Origin of the sequence: Bacillus cereus group sp. BfR-BA-01492, from assembly GCF_022662815.1 — a bacterium.
Taxonomy (GTDB): Bacteria; Bacillota; Bacilli; order Bacillales; family Bacillaceae_G; genus Bacillus_A; species Bacillus_A cereus_BD.
Window position 1 is genome coordinate 236,928 of record NZ_JAKUEH010000003.1, and the last position, 18,783, is coordinate 255,710.

Here is an 18,783-nt window from a genome sequence, read left to right on the forward strand (position 1 = left end):
ATTCTGATTTTTTTCAATCCTAGTTTTCCGATATATTTTATATTTCTTTGTTTGAAAAAGGAATTGTTCACTTTTGAACAACTCCTTTTTTATTTTAAATAAGCTCTTTTATACGTATGCGATCGTTCCCAATTATATTTTCATACGATTCGCGTTCCACTACCACTTGAGATGTTCCATCTTTTGTAAATACAACGGCTGGTCTACGAATCCGATTATAATTATTTGCCATAGAATACCCGTATGCACCTGTACAAGATACCGCTAATAGATCTGAAGATACTACTTGAGGAAGGTAAACATCCCATATTAACATATCTCCGCTCTCACAACATTTCCCTGCAATTGAGACAACTTCTTCGTTTGCTGCGTTTGCACGGTTTGCAAGCATTGCTTCATAGCGTGCACCATATAATGCAGGCCTTAAATTATCTGTCATTCCCCCATCGACTGAAACATATTTACGAATACCAGGAATATTTTTTATTGCCCCCACTGTATAAAGTGTTGTTCCTGCATCACCAACAATACTGCGACCAGGTTCAATCCATATTTCAGGAAGTGGATACTCACACGCTGTAAATCGCTCTCTTACCGCATCTGTTACAGCTTGCACATACGCAGCATGAGTAAGTGGTGTATCCGATTCCGTATAACGAATACCAAATCCGCCCCCTACATTCAGCACCGAAATTGTATAGCTCGTTTTTGTTTTTACTTCTTCTAAAAAATGATGTAATACTTCAATCGCACGAATAAAACCTGCTGTTTCAAAAATTTGCGAACCAATATGTGAATGTATACCTAACACATTATAATTTGATTTTTCTAATGCACGTTCAATCGCTTGCATTGCTTGCCCATTTGAAACGCCAAAACCAAATTTCGAATCATCTTGACCTGTTGTGATATATTCATGTGTATGCGCCTCTACACCAGGTGTGACACGAATCAATATATTCACAATTTTTTTATACTGCTCTGCTAAATCATGTAATACTTCTAATTCAAAAAAGTTATCTACTACAAAACATCCAATATTTGCTTCTAGCGCCATTCTCATTTCTTCTTCTGTTTTATTATTCCCATGAAAATGAATGCGTGATGCTGGAAATCCTGCTTGTAAAGCGGTATATAACTCTCCGCCCGAAACAACATCTAAAGACATATTTTCCTCTAATGCTACTCGGCACATCTCCATGCACAAGAACGCCTTACTTGCATATGCTACTTGATAAGAGAACCCACTTTTTTGAAAAGCATAGTGAAACGCACGACAATTTTCCCTAATTGCAGTTTCATCATATACATAAAGCGGTGTCCCATATCGTTTCGCCAACTGCGTTGTATCGCATCCTCCAATTTCTAAGTGTCCTTGTTCATTAATCTGGCTCGTGCCGTGTAAATACATGTAAATTCCTCCCTTATTTTCTCTAAAACTCATAACCCCAATCCTCTATTCATTGCAGCACGCTTTTAGATAAAGTGAACCTTTCATCAATGGGGAGCTTCATTCCCTACTGATTATGAGCTCTCACCAATCAGGCTGTTACAGGCAGTTCATCTCCCACCTATCTTCCTTGTTCTTTCTTGAATCTTCAGGCAGGAGGTTTACTACTTGTTAATACGGGATAAATAAAAAACGCGCGGAACAATGTTCACACGCGTTTCTTATTAGAAATTATACATATTGAAAAAATAAACAAGTTGTTATCTTCTCAAATAAGAAACCGCATCAACATCTCCAAATAGCTCTCCATAAAAATAAAATAAATCTTATGACAGTACTACATTTATTCAATATAGTCCCAATATACGAATAATGTGGTTATTCTTATATTTCGGCGACAGTCCCTTTCAGACTATAATCAGCGATTCCACTCAATCTCCTATAGTTTACTCTTTCCTATCGCGGCCTCTACCTTTGAGAGTAGATGAGGTAAGTCTATTCATTTGTCAAACATCTTATGTTGCTATTAACAATACCAAAGAAATAATTTATTTGTCAAACTATTTCTTACAATTTATTTTTGTATGATTTGGCAAACGCTTTACCTCCACCTTTGTTACGTTCCACTCCCCCTCTTCATTATTAAAAGTGACGTTGACTTTCTCAAAAGGAGGAACTTTTTCTCCCCCTGTGCCTGGTTCATATTTCGTTACTTCAATGACCGCTTGAAATACATATGTACCGCTATAAAGTTTTTTTAAACTAACGATTTTCGGACAATCATACGGCTTTAATTTTCCATAATGCTTTTCCATTGCAGCGTTTATTTGCGGGAACAATACCGAGTAAAGAGCATCTTCCAGCAAAGGAACATTGTATTGAGCAGCAGCTGATCCAGGAACAGAACATACAATGCAGATACTACATAGTACGAAATACATTATTTTTTTCATTATACCCTCCTATTCTCATGCAATATTTTATTCCGTTCTTTGCATGAGTATCATTTCATTTTATTGTCTCCCACTTCTCTTTTTCTAATCGATTCTCATAAAAAGCATCCACAATTCGTTTCTCTTCTCGTATAATGGTACACATAGTACAATAATCATAATCATATAAGGCTGTTCGTATATATAAAGTGAAGCTTCTACTTAACAAAGTACAATCACGAGAACTGTCATAAATATAAGAAAGGAGTATACTATGCTACAACACTTGTTTCCAAAATTACGATTTGCGCTTGTCGCAGTCGTTTTATTATGGATGAAAACATATATTGTGTACAAGCTAGCCTTCGATATTAAAATTGATAATTTCTTTGAAGAAATCATGCTCTTATTCAACCCACTAGCTTCTTTACTATTATTCTTTGGGTTCGCACTGCTTGCATCGAAGTATCGAAATCGACTTATTATCGGAATTAGCTTTATTTTTTCCTTCATTTTATTTGGGAATGCAATGTTTTACGGATTTTATAATGATTTTGTTACATTTCCTGTTTTATTCCAAACGAATAATATGGCTGATTTAGGAACAAGTATTAAAGAACTCTTTACGTATAAAACATTACTTTTATTTGCAGATGCAATCATCTTAATGTTTCTTTCACGTAAGTTTCCGAAGTTCTGCGATACAACACCGTTATCAAAAATAGAAAAGAGAACCTTTTTCGGTGGTATTACAGCTTTATTAGCATTACAGCTCATTGTATCGATCATTTATAAACCACAGTTGTTCTCAAGATCTTTTGATCGACAAACAGTCGTTAAAAATTTAGGGTTATACACATATCATGTATTTGATATTACACTTCAATCAAAAAGTTCTGCCGAGCGTGTATTTGCGAGCGGAAATGGCTTTTCTGAAATTAAAAACTATGTAGACACAAAAGATGCAGGATTTGATAAAGAGTTGTTCGGTATTGCAAAAGGAAAAAATGTCATTTTAATTTCAATGGAGTCTACACAAAATTTTGTTATTAACAAAAAAATGAACGGCAAAGAAATTACTCCATTTTTAAATCGTTTCATTAAAGATAGTTACTATTTCGACAACTTTTATCATCAAACTGGACAAGGTAAAACATCGGATGCAGAATTTATCGTTGAGAATTCACTTTATCCATTAGATCGCGGTTCTGTCTTCTTTACTCATGCAACAAATGAGTATACAGCAACTCCAGAACAACTTAAAAAATATGGTTATTATTCTGCTGTCTTCCATTCAAATGATAAAACATTTTGGAATCGTGACATTATGTATCCAGCGCTTGGATACGATCGTTATTTTCATTTAAATGATTATGTAGGAACGGAACAAATGTCTGTCGGTTGGGGATTAAAAGATAAGGAATTCTTTGAACAATCTATTTCAAAATTAAAATCTTTACCGCAGCCTTTTTATACAAAATTTATTACTCTTACAAATCATTTTCCGTTTCTTTTAAATCCAGAAGACCAATATATTAGTGAATATAATTCGGAAAGCGGCGTTCTCAATCGTTATTTTCCAACTGTTCGTTATACAGATGAAGCTATTAAACTATTTATTAATCGTTTAAAAGAAGAAGGACTATATGATAATTCTATTATTGTCATTTACGGAGATCATTATGGCATTTCAGAAAATCATAATGCGGCAATGGCTCAGTTTCTTGGAAAAGATACTATTACCCCTTTTGATTCTATGCAATTGCAACGTGTCCCACTCATTATTCATATACCAGGACAAGAAGGAAAAGTAATTTCTAAAGTTTCAGGCCAGATTGATTTAAAACCAACTTTACTACATTTACTTGGCATAAAAACAAAGAAATCAATCGAATTTGGTACTGATTTATTTCTGAACAACACAAATCCGCTTATGATTATGCGGGACGGTAGTTTTGTGACAAATGACTACATTTATACAAAAAATATATGCTACAAAAAAAGTACTGGCGAACCAACTGATCTCTCATTCTGTCAGCCGTATCTTGAAAAAGCAAAAACAGAATTAAATTACTCAGATAAGATTATTTATGGTGATTTACTACGCTTTGATTCTCATAATCAATATGAAACAGGAACCATGACGACGCAATTTGAATAACTTAGGAAAGTGCTTATTTTTTCCCATGCTGAAATAAAAACGGCATGGGCTTTTTTGTTTCATTGCTGGAACTGGTGAAACAGTCATATATATAGAATTCTCCCTTTTTAATAACATTATTTTACAATATAATGTTTCACATATTTTGTTGTAAAACCTTTCGCAATTTGAGAATTTTTTTCGTATGATAAAGAAATTTATGGTATGATAAAATAAGTAAACTTTCATACACTAATTAAGAATTTATAACAGAAAGCAAGGGATCATATTTTGTATAGGGCAGCAATTCCAAACTTATTTACGCTCGGAAATTTATATAGTGGATTTTTGTCAATCGGCTATGCATCTTTAGGTTATTATAAATCAGCTGCTATTTTAGTACTCATCGGGATGATGCTAGATAGTCTTGATGGTCGAGTTGCTCGTTTATTACGTGTCGATTCACAACTCGGAAAAGAACTTGATTCATTAGCAGATGTTGTGACATTTGGGGCTGCACCTGCCGTTTTAATGTACTATACATCTTTTTCAAATTATGGGATTATCGGACTATACATAGCTGGGCTATTTCCTCTTTTCGGGGCATATCGTTTAGCTCGATTTAACGTGACACCTTCATCTACTTCTATGAAGTATTTCACTGGTGTTCCAATTACTGCTGCAGGAGGACTTGTTGCTTTCTTAACATTGTTCTCACATACCATTCCTAAAATCGTTCTCATTACAGTATTTGTAACGTTCGCATTTTTAATGGTAAGCCGCATTCGTATCCCTAGTCTTAAAGATGTGCCAATTCCACGCTATAGTATCATTATTACATTATTTTTAATTGGTATCATTTATACAATGTATAAGACAAGTTTTGGTAATATTTCTGTTTTTCTATTTATTGCCATTCCTCTTTATATTTTGTATATGTTATCTCAATTTATTCGACAGAGACCGTCTCATAAAAAAAGAGCTAACAAAACAAAATAAGAGAAGTCTTCCTCAATGAGGAAGACTTCTCTTATTTTGTTACTACTATTTTTGAATTTACAGGTGTTAGTGCTTCTTCTCCTTTTAATACAGCTAAAATATTTCGCACTGCCATTTCCGCCATAGCGTCTCTTGTTTCAAATGTTGCATTTCCAACATGAGGGGTAAGAACAACGTTTTTTAATCCCTTTAATTGTTCTGTAATTTTCGGTTCAAATTCAAATACATCAAGAGCTGCGCCTTCAATCTCATTTGTTTCTAATGCATGGGCAAGCGCTAACTCATTTATAATTGGACCACGAGCTGCATTAATAAGATACGCCGTTTTTTTCATCATTTTAAATTGTTCTTCATCTATCATATGGTGCAAACTTTTGTTATATGAACAGTTAATTGTAATAAAGTCTGCTGTTTGTAATAATTGTTCTAGCGATACATATGTAGCATCTAATTCTCGCTCAGCTTCTTGTTTTCGATTTGGTCCCGTATAAAGCACATTCATGCCAAATGCTTTTGCGCGTTTCGCAACCGCTTTTCCAATTTCTCCAAGACCGATGATTCCAATTGTTTTCCCATATACTTCTCTTCCAAGAAAGAATAGTGGAGCCCAGCCATTAAACCCTGTTGTACGGCATAACGTATCACCTTCTGGAATTCTTCTTGCCGCTGCTAATAGAAGCGCAAATGTTAATTCTGCTGTCGCTTCTGTAGACACTTTCGGCGTGTTCGTAACAAGAATTCCCTTTTCCGCTGCATATTCATAAGCGATATTGTCGTATCCAGCGCCGTAGTTTGCTACAATTTTCAAATGCGGTGCTGCATCAATGACCTCTTTTGTCACTTTCGTAGACAGCAAACTTAATAAAGCATCTTTATCTTGGACACGCTTTGTTAATTCCTGGGCAGAGATTAATTCTTCTCCATCATACATTTCTACATCATGTTCTTTTAATAATTGTAATCCGATTTCTGGAATTTTACCTGCTACTAATATTTTTGCCAAAATAAGCACCTCTTCTATTTCAAAAATGAACACTTCCTCATTTATTGTAAAAAATATATATGAAAAAAGCCAAGAAATTTGATTATCGTTTAGGAAATCGACACTTTTTCAAAAAATAAAGAGGAGACGAATCGTTCTCCTCTTTATTTACTGCGCTTCATTTGATTGTTTCTGAAGTTTCGCATCAATTGTTCCTTCAGCTACCGTATCGCTAATTTGCTCTTGAATAACAGAATCAACTTCTTCATTTGTTTGAGAAGTATAGCTTTGATTCATTCCTTTTGTCTTTTGATTTGGTTGTTGTTTTGACATAAAAAACCCTCCTTTTCATTCTTTTATAGTGTGAGCAAAAAGAAGAGTTTTCATCACAAAATCATTTTTTTATTTAAGCTGTTCTACTGCTCTTCGATTCATTTCATCACTTTTACTCGCTTCTGAAATGTCGCCATCCACGCACCGTCCTAAATCATTTAGATAGTGTGCATCTGCTGAAATGGTAATCGGCACTTGTTGCTGCATGAAAATTTGTAAATAAAGAGGATTTGGACACATCTCTCGCACTGGATAACGATCATACAATCCCGCATTTCTCTCAGCCGCTGTATCTGTTTCAAGCAACACTTATGTAATTTTTTTACAATAAAGTAGTTACTCATTTTCATCTAAACGATAATGAAACACTTTTATATGATTGAGATGAGCAATTATATAAAATAACTCCGAGCGAATTGCTTTTTCAACAGTTGTAAAAAACGTATCATATCATGCACGCAGTTCATCATGATGAAAATATTCTTTCATATCTAGATTATCAAATCTCCAGCCTTCTAATGGAATACTAAGTGAAGGTAATAATCAACTTTCATTTATCCTCCTCCCTACAATGTATCAATCTCTTTTCGCTCTTCTGTTTTTGATACCTTCCCTTCTCTTTCTCTCACTTCTTTTTCGATTTCTTCTAATGAAATATTTTTTGCTACTAACAAAACGAAGCAGTGATACAATACATCCACCATCTCTTTAATAATCTCTTCTTTATTATCGTTTTTCGCAGCAATGACAACTTCCGTACATTCCTCCCCAATTTTCTTTAAAATTTTGTCTTCCCCTTTTGTTAATAAATAATTTGTATATGAACCTTGCAGCGGACTTTGTTTTCGATTTTCAATCGTTTCAAATAATGATTTTAGTACTTCCTCCACGTTCAAATCCCCCTATATAATTTTATGATGAAAACATGTTTTTTCGCCTGTATGACAGGCAACTCCTACTTGATTCACTGTTATCACAATAGCATCTTGATCACAATCTAAATAAAGTGACTTCACATGTTGCACATGGCTCGATGTTGCTCCTTTATTCCAAAGCGCTCGTCGTGAACGGGAATAAAACCACGTTTTTTTTGTTTCTAACGTCTTTTCATATGCCTCTTCATTCATATAAGCTAGCATTAAAACTTCTTTTGTCTCCTCATCTACGACAATAGCGGGTAATAGCCCTTTAGAAAAATTAGGTCTCACATTCTCACCTCAATACCTGCATGTTGTAATTTTTGTTTTACTGCCTGTACTGTGCATTCCCCATAATGAAAAATGGATGCTGCTAGCGCTGCATTTACAGATGTATGTGCAAATACTTCAACAATATGATCAGCGCTTCCGCATCCCCCTGAAGCAATAACAGGGATAGAAACGTTTTTAGAAATTATTTCTGTCAAACGAAGATCATACCCATCTTTCGTTCCATCGGCATCCATGCTTGTTAATAAAATCTCTCCTGCTCCGAGTTCGGCCACTTGTTTCGCCCAATGAATCGCATCAATTCCTGTATCCGTTCTTCCACCGTTCACATATACATGCCATTTGTCTTCTTCTACTCTTCTTGCATCAATTGCGACGACAATACATTGAGAACCAAAGTGTTCCGCCCCTTCTTGAATGAGTAGTGAATTTTTTACAGCCGCTGAGTTCAATGACACTTTATCTGCACCTGCTCTTAACAATGTATACATATCTTTGACAGTAGAAATACCGCCTCCAACCGTTAATGGAATAAACACTTTTGAAGCTGTTTTTTCGACAACATCCACAATTGTTTTTCTCTCTTCATATGTGGCTGTAATATCTAAAAAAACAATTTCATCTGCACCCGCTTGATTATATAAAGCAGCTATTTCAACAGGGTCTCCTATATCTTGTAATCCGATAAAATTGACTCCCTTCACAACGCGGCCCGCTTTCACATCTAAACAGGGAATAATTCGCTTTGCTAACATGACTTTGCCACCTGCAATACTTTTTGTAAATCAATTGTTTTTTCGTACAGCGCTTTTCCGATAATCACCCCGTACATATTCAGTGCCTTTAATTGTTCTACATCTTGCAACGAAGAGATGCCACCTGAAGCGATAATACGAAGCGATACTTCTTCTTGTAATAACTGTAGTTGCGCAAAATTGGGCCCCATAAGCGTTCCATCTTTCGCAATATCAGTAAAAATAATTGTTTGTACGCCTACTGCTTCCATTTGTTTCGCAAGTTCAATGTAAGAAATTTCTGATATATCAAGCCACCCTCTTGTCGCCACATAGCCATTTTTCGCATCAATTCCAACAATAATTTTCTCGCCATATAGACGAATTGCATCTCCTAAAAATGAACGATTATGTAAAGCAGCTGTTCCTAAAATTACATTTTCTACCCCTATTGATAACAGCATTTCAACAGCTGAAAGCGATCGAATCCCTCCGCCAACTTGCACCGAAATCCGAACGGCTTTACATATATCTTCAATGACAGATAAGTTTGCTGATTTTCCCAAGACTGCACCATCTAAATCAACAATATGTAGCCTGTTCGCTCCCATTTTTTCAAATATCATCGCTTGTGCGACCGGGTTTTCATTCACAACTGTTTCTTTGTTGAACTCTCCTTGATAAAGCCGAACACATCGCCCTTCTTTTAAATCGATAGCCGGGAGGATTTCCATTGTTTCACCACTCCTTTGAAATTTTCAAGCATTTGTATTCCGATTTCTCCACTCTTTTCAGGATGAAATTGCGCTCCAAATATATTTCCTTTTGCAACAAGCCCTGGAACAGAAATTCCATATTCACTCGTACCACAAATCATATCATTTGGACATTCAGCATAATAAGAATGAACATAATACACAAACGAACCATCTGCTACGCTATTCCAAATTGGTATTTCTTTCGTTTTTGTCAACCGATTCCATCCCATATGCGGGATTTTATACGAAACTTGTAGTTTACGAACTACTCCTGGCAACAAACCTAGACCATTTGAATGTCTCATTTCTTCACTCTTTTCAAACAGCAACTGCATTCCTAAACAGATACCAAGAAGTGGCTTCCCTGACTTTCCGCATTCTTGTAATACAGGCACTAGTTTTTTCGCCTTTAAAGCTTCCATTGCTTTCGGAAATGCACCCACACCCGGTAAAATAACGCCATCGCTTTTTACAATTTCTCGTTGACGATCCGTCACAAGATGTTCCGCTCCAATAGATGTTAATGCTTGTTCTATACTCCGAATATTTCCCATGCCATAGTCTATAATTGCAATCAATCACAACATTCCTTTCGTGGAATTTACTCCGACAATCTTTTCATTTTTATCTACAGCTTCTCGAAGCGCACGTCCAAACGCTTTAAATAAAGCTTCTATTTTGTGATGTGTATTGTTTCCATATAAAATGCGTGCATGTAATGTTAGATGAGCTGCGTGAGCAACTGCTCGAAAAAATTCCTCTGTGAGTTCTGTATCAAAATCTCCTAACTTTGGATTGACTAGTTCCCCTTGAAATACAAGATAAGACCTACCGCTTATATCAATTGCAACAAACCCTAATGCCTCATCCATCGGTACATATGCTGCACCATAACGGTTCATTCCCTCTTTGTTTTGCAAAGCTTCTCTCAAGCAGTTTCCAAGTACAATACCCACATCTTCCACAGTGTGATGTGCATCAACAAACACATCGCCTACTGCTTCAATTTGTAGTCCAAATCTTCCATGTTTTGCAAACAGCGTTAACATATGATCAAAAAAACCAACACCAGTTCGAATGGAAATATTTGTACTTTCATCCAACTGTAAATGTAGTTTAATTTTCGTTTCTGTCGTTCGTCTCTCTTGACTTGCCCGGCGCATCATTTCTCCTCCTCAAACCGAATTTGAATGGCTCTTGCATGTGCATGCAATCCTTCTTTATTAGCAAGACTGACAATATGATGCTGTACACCTTTTAATGCCGCTTTCGTATAAGAAATAAAACTAGATTTTTTCATAAAGTCATCCACTGCTAACGGTGAAAAAAAGCGTGCTGTTCCACTCGTTGGCAACACATGATTCGGTCCTGCAAAATAATCTCCAAGCGGCTCTGGAGCATAGGGACCAAGGAAAATAGAACCCGCATGCCGAACATATGATAAAGCATTCATCGGTTCTTTTATATGTAACTCCAAATGTTCTGGGGCGATTTCATTTGACAGTTGAAAAGCTTCTGTCAGCGAAGAAACTACAAAGATCGCTCCATTTCTCTCTATCGCTTCACGAGCAATTTCACTTCTTGGCAACATCTGCAGTTGTACTTTTACTTCTCTTTCTATTTCTGACGCTAATATCGCGCTTGTTGTAATACAAATTGCAGTTGCTCTCGTATCATGCTCTGCTTGAGATAATAAATCCGCTGCAATAAACGAGGCTTTTCCTGTTTCATCAGCAATTACTACAATTTCTGAAGGACCGGCAATCATATCAATATTGACTACTCCGTATACCTCTTTCTTTGCTAAAGCAACATATATATTTCCTGGTCCGACTATTTTATCAACTTTTGGAATCGATTCCGTTCCATATGCTAAAGCAGCAATTGCTTGCGCACCGCCCACCGTATAGATTTCATCTACACCTGCAATTTTTGCGGCAACTAAAATGTAGGGGTCCACTCCCTTTCTCCCTGGTGGTGTTACCATAACAATCTTTTGAACACCTGCAATTTTAGCCGGCAATGTATTCATAAGTACCGAGGAAGGATATGAAGCCGTTCCACCTGGTACATATACACCGACTATTTCCAATGGCCTGATGAGTTGACCGCGAATAATTCCCTTCGTTTCATAATCACATATCGATTGCCTTTTTTGTTTTTCATGGTATGATATGATATTTTTCTTTGCTTCTTGTAAGGCCTCTATAAATTCAGATGAAACAGATTTCTGTGCATTCTCTATTTCTTCTTTTGATACACGAAACTGTGTTAATTGGATATCATCAAATAATTTTGTATATGAAAATAGCGCTGTATCTCTTTTCTCTCTTACTGTTTGAACGATTTCCTTCACACGTATTTGAATCGTTTCTTCCATTATATAGGTGTGCTCTCTTAACAACTTTATTTTCGACAACCCTTCTATAAAGTTCTCACAAATCATATTATCCCTCCTTTATTTTTTCAGAAATGATACACTCCATTCTATTTATAATATTGAATATTTCATCTTTTTTCATTTTTAAAGCAGCCTTATTTACAATCATTCGCGCTGATATTGGATACATCTCTTCCAATACAATTAAGCCATTTTCTTGCAACGTTTTCCCCGTTTCCACAATATCTACAATTGCATCTGCTAAACCAAGAAGCGGAGCAATTTCTACAGAACCTTCAATTTTAATGATTTCTACATCTTCCCCTTTATCACGAAAATAACTTGAAGTAATAGATGGGTATTTCGTCGCAATTCTCTTTTTTCTATACCTTTTCGGATGATATGCAGGAATGGATGCCATACACAATTTACAACATCCGACCTGTAAATCTATCATTTCATATACATCTTTCTCATACTCCATTAAAATATCTTTTCCTACAATTCCTATATCTGCAACTCCATGTTCTACATAGGTTGCAACATCAACCGCTTTCACTAAAATAAATGAAACATTTGAATTGTTACTTTTGAAAGTAAGCTTCCTTCCCTTATCCATCATCTCTGAACAATCCATGCCGATTTGTTCAAATAGTGGTATGACATGCTTTTCAAGTCTTCCTTTTGTTAACGCAATTTGAATGTTACGCATGTAGTTTCTCCCTCCTTCTTCCTAAGCCATTTTTCTTTCCAAACATATTCCACTAGTGATGTTTCTGTCACTTCAATAACCGTTTGAATGTTCTTCTTTCTAGCAAAGTGAAAAGTATCTTGTAAACTTTCAAATAAAGAAAATTCCACCTTCCAACCATCCTTTTTTAGTAAATACCATAGTTTTTCTGCTTCTGCTAATTGCCCTAAAGTATAATGGATCATTATATCTAATTGTTTTCGTTTTACAGATTCTTGTTGTTCCTGCAAAACTTTCACAATTTGATTCACTTGCACAGCGAGGCCAACCGCTGACATTGATTCACCAAAATGTTCCATTAAATCATCATACCTTCCGCCACTAACAATTTCTTCTCCCACTTCACATATATATCCTTTAAAAATAACACCTGTATAATAGTGTAAATGTTGAATCATTCCTAAATCGATTGATATATAGGATCCATATCCTAATTTTGTAATCATTTCATAAATTTCTTTTACACGTGCAATTGCAGCTTTCATTTCCTTATTAGAAGCAAGTTTTTCTGCTTCCTCAAGTACTTCAAGCTTGCCAAATAACCTTGGTAATCTCTCAAGTAACTGCACGGTTTCATCGCTACGATCTAAGTTTTTCTCTTTTACAAAACGCGAAAGTGCTGCATAATTTTTGCTTTCGATATATGTGCGCAGTATTCTTTCATCTTCTTCGTGAAATGACAGCTTTTTCACGATACATTTATAGAGCTGAACCTGCCCAAGTTCAATTGTAAAAGAATGTACCCCCACCGCTTTCAGCGCCTGAATAGCACTAGCAACACATTCAATTTCAGCTCGCACATTATCAATCCCAATAATTTCAATTCCGGTTTGAATCATTTCATTATATTTACCAGAGAGTGATTCATGCGCTCGAAATATATTTCCACTATATGTGACTTTCATTGGAGAATCTCCGCCCTGCATTCCAATTACCCTTGCTAATGGAATGGTCATATCTGGTCGCAACACAATAATACGCCCCTGCTCATCAAAAAACTTATACATTTTTTCCTCATCAATCGGACGATTTTGAACAGAAAATACATCATAAAATTCAATTGTAGGTGTTCGAACTTCGTCATATCCTCTTTCTAAAAACATTCGTCTTAACTTTTGTTCGGTTTCTTCAATTAATGTGCATTCTTCAAATAAATAATCTCTCGTTCCATTTGGATTTGTACGTCTCCACTTCGTCATGCAAATTCCCCCTTTTCCTTATATATATGCTCACCATAACAATCACAAACAAAATAAAAAGAGCCTTTGTAGAAAAAATACCTACAAGGCTCTTTTTATAGAGTGTAGGTACAACAGGAATAACCCTTGTACCTACACGTTTTTCACGCTAGGAGCAAGGGTTTTATGTATGATGATGTAGTTTTGCAAGCATATTTATACACTTCATTGTAAACATAATCCTTACTCCTTTCCTCCGCTTATTTTCACATAGTATATAACAAACAATTCAGAAAGTAAACACAATTATGATTTTATATTTTTTGACATCGTTTAATGTACTACCTTTTGCTCATATTCTTGAATATATTCTTCATATTGCATCGTAATCCCAATCTCATCTAAACCTTTTAACAATTTTTCTTTCCACATTTTTTCAATAGAAAAATGATATCGATGCTGCGGTGTCATGATTACCTCATTTTCCAAATCTACTTCTACTATAGTCCTCGGCTCAATCGCTACCAATTTTTCTCGCGTCTCTTTGTCCATTACAATCGGTAACATCCCATTTTTCATACAATTCATGTAAAAAATATCTGCAAATCCTCCAGCAATAATAACGCGAAAGCCATAATCAGCAAGGGCCCATGGTGCATGTTCTCTCGATGATCCACAACCAAAATTTTCTCCTGTAATGAGAATACTTGCTCCTTTTCGTTCAGGGGCATTGAGCGGAAAATGTGGATTTTCTTTTCTATCCTCTTCATACCGCCATTCATCAAATAAAAATTTTCCAAACCCAGTTCGTTCAATCCTCTTTAAATATTGTTTCGGAATAATTTGATCGGTATCAATATTATCGTTCATAAGTACAGCGACAGTACCTTTATGAGTATGAAACGGCTCCATCATAACTCTCCTTTCTCACATCAACGAAATGACCATATAATGCTGCCGCCGCAGCCATTGCAGGACTTACAAGGTGTGTTCTTGCACCTTTTCCTTGTCTTCCTTCAAAATTACGGTTTGAAGTAGAAGCACAATGTTCTCCCGCAGGTACTTGATCTGGATTCATCCCGAGACACATGGAACAGCCTGGCTCCCGCCATTCAAATCCAGCTTCTTCAAATATATGATGTAATCCCTTTTCCATCGCTAATTTTCTTACCTTTTGTGATCCTGGTACAACAAGTGCTCTTACGCCGTCTTTTACTTTCTTCCCTTTTACAATCGCGGCCGCAATCTCTAAATCCGACAGCCTTGAATTTGTACAAGAGCCAATAAAGACATGTTGAATCGGGATGTCATATGCACTTTTCCTCGGTTTCAGTCCCATATAAGCAAACGCTCGTTCTTCATTTTGATTGCTTATTGCTGGTAACTGTTCATCGATGCGAATTCCCATACTCGGATTTGTCCCCCACGTTACATAAGGCGCTAACTTTGATACATCAATTGAAATATACATATCATACACCGCATCTGAATCTGTATACAGTTCACTCCACTTTTCTACGGCACGCTCAAAGTCTTTCGGTGCGTATTTCCGCCCCTTTACGTAAGCAAATGTTTTTTCATCTGGAGCGATTAACCCTGCTTTTGCTCCGCCTTCAATCGCCATATTACAGAGTGTCATCCGTTCTTCCATTTCCATACTCCGAATTGTTTCTCCATAAAACTCCATCACATATCCAGTGCCAACTGCTACTCCATATGTGGCAAGAATATGTAAAATGATATCTTTTGCATATACCCCTTTTGGCAATGTACCTTTTAGTTCAATTCCCATCGCCTTCGGTTTCTGTTGCCATAGCGTTTGCGTTGCTAATACATGTTCGACTTCACTTGTACCGATCCCAAAAGCTAGTGCACTAAACGCTCCATGCGTTGCTGTATGGCTATCACCGCATACAATTGTTTTTCCTGGCACTGTAAGACCAAGTTCTGGCCCAATAACATGAACAATTCCTTGTGTTTCATCTCCAATATCGGCTAACGATATATGAAATTGTTTACAATTTGCACGCAATGTATCTAGTTGCTGCTTAGCAATATGATCTGTAATATTCCAAACATCTTTTGTTGGAATATTATGATCCATCGTCGCAAATGTTAAATCCGGTCTCCGCACTGTACGATTTGCAAGCCGCAAGCCTTCAAAGGCTTGCGGTGAAGTGACTTCATGCACAAGATGAAGATCAATATATAATAGATCCAGTCCATTTTCATTTGTTGCTACAACATGCTTTTCCCATAGTTTATCTAGTAGTCTCTTTCCCATTATCGACCTCTCCCAACTAGCGCTTGTTCTTCCATTTCTTGAAGGACAGCTTGTGTAAATGAAGTTGTCGTTTCTTCTCCGCCAAGATCAGCTGTATATTTCTTTGATCGAAGTACTGCTGTAATCGCCTCTTCAATTGCCATTCCTTCCTTTATGAGCCCAAATGACTGCTCAAGCATCATCTTAACGGAACGCATCATCGCAATTGGATTCGCTTTATTTTTCCCTGCAATATCTGGCGCTGAGCCATGAATTGGTTCATAAAGCGATGGACCATTCTCCGCATGACTTGCTGATGGAAGCATTCCGAGTGAGCCTGCTAGAACAGACGCTTCATCGCTTAAAATATCACCGAATAAATTCTCAGTGACAATAACATCAAACCTTGCTGGATTCCGAATAAGTTCCATTGCTGCTGCATCAACCAACATATGTTCCAGCTCTACCTCTGGATACCGAAAAGAAACTTCTTCGGTAATTGTTCTCCACAATTTACTAGATTCGAGTACATTCGCTTTATCAATAGAAGTAACTTTTTGGCGCCGTTTACTTGCGAGCTGAAAAGCATAGGATACAATGCGTTCAATCTCACGGCGATGATATGTCAACGTATCAGTTGCTACTTCCTCGGTCCTTTCTTTTGGAAATGAAAAATAAATCCCGCCTGTTAATTCACGAACAACAACAAAATCAATCTCAGTCGCCGTCTTTAATGGAGACAAATGTGCAATCTCCGCCTCTACTGTTACTGGACGAACATTCGCAAATACCCCAAGCCCTTTTCGAAGAGCAAGTAATCCCTTTTCCGGCCTTTCTTTCGCATTGTCCCATCTTTGTCCACCAACTGATCCAAGCAAGACCGCATCGCTTGCTAAACATGCAGCCAATGTTCTTTGGGGTAATGGTTGCCCAAATAAATCGATTGCAGCTCCCCCAAATTCCTCTTCTTGTAAATAAAACTGATGGCCATATAATCGTTCAACCATATGCAATATGTCTTGCGCACTTTCCATAATCTCTGGTCCAACACCGTCTCCAGCTAAACAAACAATACGTTTTTCCAAATGATAAGCACTCCTTTTGTCTGATTTTTCCGAACAAATAAACGAGGGGGTTCCTTACTTATTTGGTTGTTACTTAACGAGCGTTAACAGTGCTTTTAATTTTCCAGCAGCATGAACGTATGCTCTAGCTGATGCTTCTAATACGTCTTGCGCAACACCAAACCCTGAAACTTGATGGGGTCCTTCTTTTAATTCCACATGAACGTGAGCCAGTGCATCCTGACCTTGCGTAATCGATTGAATACGATAATCAACTAATTTACATTCCATCTCTAAAATTCTTTGAATTGCATGATAAATAGCTTCGATACTACCTGCCCCAGTTGCAGCATCCTCATATTTATTGCCTTTCTCATCTTGTAAAACAACCGTTGCACATTGAATATGATTGGACACAAAATGTACTTGCAACTGCTTAATATTGTACTGCTGTGTTAAAAGTGCAGCTTCTCCAAGCATAAGTGCCCGTAAATCTTCATCCGTAATCTCCTTTTTACGATCCGCTAATGTTTTGAAGGCTTCAAAAGCAACATCTCGTTCTTTTTGCGTAAACTCATACCCGAGTTCTTTCATTTTTTCCGTAAAGGCATGGCGTCCAGAATGTTTTCCAAGAACAAATAGATTCTGTGATTCACCAATTAACTCTGGTGCAATAATTTCATATGTTGTCACTTCTTTTAAAACACCATCTTGATGAATACCTGACTCATGTGCAAACGCATTTGCTCCCACTATTGCTTTATTTTTTGGTATAACCATCCCAGTTAAACGGCTTACTAATGTACTCGTCGCTTTCATTTCTTTCAATATTATAGAAGACTGCGTTTTATAGTGATCTTTTCGAATATGCAAAGCGACAGCTACTTCTTCTAAAGCTGCATTTCCCGCTCTCTCCCCAATCCCATTCATCGTACCTTCCACCTGCAACGCCCCACCCTCAATTGCCGCTAACGAGTTGGCTACCGCCATGCCAAGGTCATCATGACAATGACAAGAGAAAATTGCTTTTTCATAGGAAGGCACTGATTCTTGTAAATATTGAAAGAGAGAATAATATTCTGCTGGATGTGTATACCCAACTGTATCTGGAATATTAATGACATCTGCTCCTGCGCGAATAGCAACTTCAACAGCTTCAGCCAAAAAAGGTTTCGCTGTTCTCGTTGCATCTTCCGCTGAAAACTGCACAGTAGGAAACAAAGATTTTCCTAACATAACAGAACGGTGAATACTGTCTAATACGTCTTCTTTTGACATGCGGAGCTTATATTTCATATGAATATCACTCGTTGCTAAAAATACATGCAGTCTAGGAGAAACAGCTCGTTTTATCGCTTCATACGCTTTGCGAATATCGCTTTCTTTTGCCCTTGCTAAACTCATCACCGAAGCATTTTGAATACTTTCTGCAATACGTTTAACAGATTGAAAGTCTCCTTCAGACGCCGCGGCAAATCCCGTTTCCATCACATCAATTCCTAACTTTTCTAGTTGCCGAGCAATTTGTAATTTTTCTTGTTCATTTAAATTGACTCCAGGTGATTGTTCACCATCACGAAGCGTCGTATCCATGAACAAAATCTGTTTCAT

19 protein-coding genes, 1 pseudogene and 1 riboswitch are annotated in these 18,783 nt (G+C 36.8%); of the genes and pseudogenes, 2 read left to right on the top strand and 18 right to left on the bottom strand.

Translation table 11 applies throughout. The annotated features are described in order from the left end of the window. Positions 1 to 94 precede the first annotated feature (94 nt). Both lysA and MR063_RS06445 read right to left on the bottom strand, forming a co-directional pair. Positions 95 to 1,411, bottom strand: a complete 1,317-nt coding sequence (gene lysA / locus MR063_RS06440; protein WP_242195369.1) for a diaminopimelate decarboxylase — start codon at positions 1,409 to 1,411, stop codon at positions 95 to 97. Positions 1,412 to 1,741: 330 nt separating this feature from the next. Beyond that, positions 1,742 to 1,929, bottom strand: a riboswitch (Lysine riboswitch). A gap of 81 nt (positions 1,930 to 2,010) precedes the next feature. Then, positions 2,011 to 2,403 carry a DUF3888 domain-containing protein gene (locus MR063_RS06445; protein ID WP_242195371.1) on the bottom strand — a complete coding sequence of 131 codons (393 nt, stop codon included), beginning with the start codon at positions 2,401 to 2,403 and terminating at the stop codon, positions 2,011 to 2,013. Positions 2,404 to 2,656: 253 nt separating this feature from the next. On the opposite strand from MR063_RS06445, the gene MR063_RS06450 reads away from it, so the two are divergent. Together MR063_RS06450 and pssA are read left to right on the top strand one after the other, a co-directional pair. Continuing rightward, positions 2,657 to 4,543 (top strand): LTA synthase family protein, encoded by a 1,887-nt coding sequence (locus tag MR063_RS06450; protein ID WP_242195373.1) that lies wholly within the window; start codon positions 2,657 to 2,659, stop codon positions 4,541 to 4,543. Positions 4,544 to 4,813: 270 nt separating this feature from the next. After that, positions 4,814 to 5,521 (top strand): CDP-diacylglycerol--serine O-phosphatidyltransferase, encoded by a 708-nt coding sequence (gene pssA / locus MR063_RS06455; RefSeq protein WP_242142574.1) that lies wholly within the window; start codon positions 4,814 to 4,816, stop codon positions 5,519 to 5,521. Positions 5,522 to 5,552: 31 nt separating this feature from the next. On the opposite strand, the gene MR063_RS06460 is transcribed toward pssA, so the two are convergent. The 16 genes and pseudogenes from MR063_RS06460 to MR063_RS06535 form a co-directional block, all read right to left on the bottom strand. Beyond that, positions 5,553 to 6,524 carry an NAD(P)-dependent oxidoreductase gene (locus MR063_RS06460; protein ID WP_242195374.1) on the bottom strand — a complete coding sequence of 324 codons (972 nt, stop codon included), beginning with the start codon at positions 6,522 to 6,524 and terminating at the stop codon, positions 5,553 to 5,555. A 147-nt stretch (positions 6,525 to 6,671) separates the two neighbouring features. After that, complete coding sequence (locus MR063_RS06465) at positions 6,672 to 6,836, bottom strand: DUF4025 domain-containing protein (RefSeq protein WP_242195378.1); 165 nt, start codon at positions 6,834 to 6,836, stop codon at positions 6,672 to 6,674. A gap of 105 nt (positions 6,837 to 6,941) precedes the next feature. Then, positions 6,942 to 7,355: pseudogene (locus tag MR063_RS06470) on the bottom strand (PHP domain-containing protein); the annotation flags it as partial. Between the two features lie 47 nt (positions 7,356 to 7,402). Next, positions 7,403 to 7,726, bottom strand: coding sequence for a phosphoribosyl-ATP diphosphatase (hisE, locus tag MR063_RS06475; RefSeq protein ID WP_242195380.1), 324 nt, complete (start codon positions 7,724 to 7,726; stop codon positions 7,403 to 7,405). Between the two features lie 12 nt (positions 7,727 to 7,738). Next, positions 7,739 to 8,044 (bottom strand): phosphoribosyl-AMP cyclohydrolase, encoded by a 306-nt coding sequence (gene hisI / locus MR063_RS06480; RefSeq protein WP_242195383.1) that lies wholly within the window; start codon positions 8,042 to 8,044, stop codon positions 7,739 to 7,741. Next, positions 8,041 to 8,799, bottom strand: a complete 759-nt coding sequence (gene hisF / locus MR063_RS06485; protein WP_242195385.1) for an imidazole glycerol phosphate synthase subunit HisF — start codon at positions 8,797 to 8,799, stop codon at positions 8,041 to 8,043. The genes hisI and hisF overlap by 4 nt, the downstream gene beginning before the upstream one ends. Then, positions 8,793 to 9,512, bottom strand: coding sequence for a 1-(5-phosphoribosyl)-5-[(5-phosphoribosylamino)methylideneamino]imidazole-4-carboxamide isomerase (hisA, locus tag MR063_RS06490; RefSeq protein ID WP_242195388.1), 720 nt, complete (start codon positions 9,510 to 9,512; stop codon positions 8,793 to 8,795). The genes hisF and hisA overlap by 7 nt, the downstream gene beginning before the upstream one ends. After that, on the bottom strand, positions 9,485 to 10,114 hold the full coding sequence (hisH, locus tag MR063_RS06495) for an imidazole glycerol phosphate synthase subunit HisH (protein ID WP_242195391.1): 630 nt from the start codon (positions 10,112 to 10,114) through the stop codon (positions 9,485 to 9,487). Before hisH ends, hisA begins: the two co-directional genes overlap by 28 nt. After that, the gene (hisB, locus tag MR063_RS06500; protein ID WP_242142559.1) at positions 10,115 to 10,699 is read right to left on the bottom strand and encodes an imidazoleglycerol-phosphate dehydratase HisB; all 585 of its coding nucleotides are present in this window, start codon (positions 10,697 to 10,699) and stop codon (positions 10,115 to 10,117) included. Next, positions 10,699 to 11,982 (bottom strand): histidinol dehydrogenase, encoded by a 1,284-nt coding sequence (gene hisD, locus MR063_RS06505; protein ID WP_242195394.1) that lies wholly within the window; start codon positions 11,980 to 11,982, stop codon positions 10,699 to 10,701. The genes hisB and hisD overlap by 1 nt, the downstream gene beginning before the upstream one ends. Before the next feature lies 1 nt (position 11,983). Continuing rightward, positions 11,984 to 12,628 carry an ATP phosphoribosyltransferase gene (gene hisG / locus MR063_RS06510; RefSeq protein ID WP_242195397.1) on the bottom strand — a complete coding sequence of 215 codons (645 nt, stop codon included), beginning with the start codon at positions 12,626 to 12,628 and terminating at the stop codon, positions 11,984 to 11,986. Continuing rightward, positions 12,604 to 13,866 carry an ATP phosphoribosyltransferase regulatory subunit gene (gene hisZ, locus MR063_RS06515; RefSeq protein ID WP_242195400.1) on the bottom strand — a complete coding sequence of 421 codons (1,263 nt, stop codon included), beginning with the start codon at positions 13,864 to 13,866 and terminating at the stop codon, positions 12,604 to 12,606. The genes hisG and hisZ overlap by 25 nt, the downstream gene beginning before the upstream one ends. Positions 13,867 to 14,178: 312 nt before the next feature. Beyond that, positions 14,179 to 14,757 carry a 3-isopropylmalate dehydratase small subunit gene (gene leuD, locus MR063_RS06520; RefSeq protein ID WP_242195404.1) on the bottom strand — a complete coding sequence of 193 codons (579 nt, stop codon included), beginning with the start codon at positions 14,755 to 14,757 and terminating at the stop codon, positions 14,179 to 14,181. Beyond that, entirely contained in the window at positions 14,735 to 16,129 is a 1,395-nt protein-coding gene (gene leuC, locus MR063_RS06525; protein ID WP_242195408.1) for a 3-isopropylmalate dehydratase large subunit, read from the bottom strand. The genes leuD and leuC overlap by 23 nt, the downstream gene beginning before the upstream one ends. Next, complete coding sequence (leuB, locus tag MR063_RS06530; protein WP_242195410.1) at positions 16,129 to 17,193, bottom strand: 3-isopropylmalate dehydrogenase; 1,065 nt, start codon at positions 17,191 to 17,193, stop codon at positions 16,129 to 16,131. The genes leuC and leuB overlap by 1 nt, the downstream gene beginning before the upstream one ends. 69 nt (positions 17,194 to 17,262) lie before the next feature. After that, positions 17,263 to 18,783 (bottom strand): 2-isopropylmalate synthase, encoded by a 1,521-nt coding sequence (locus MR063_RS06535; protein WP_242195413.1) that lies wholly within the window; start codon positions 18,781 to 18,783, stop codon positions 17,263 to 17,265.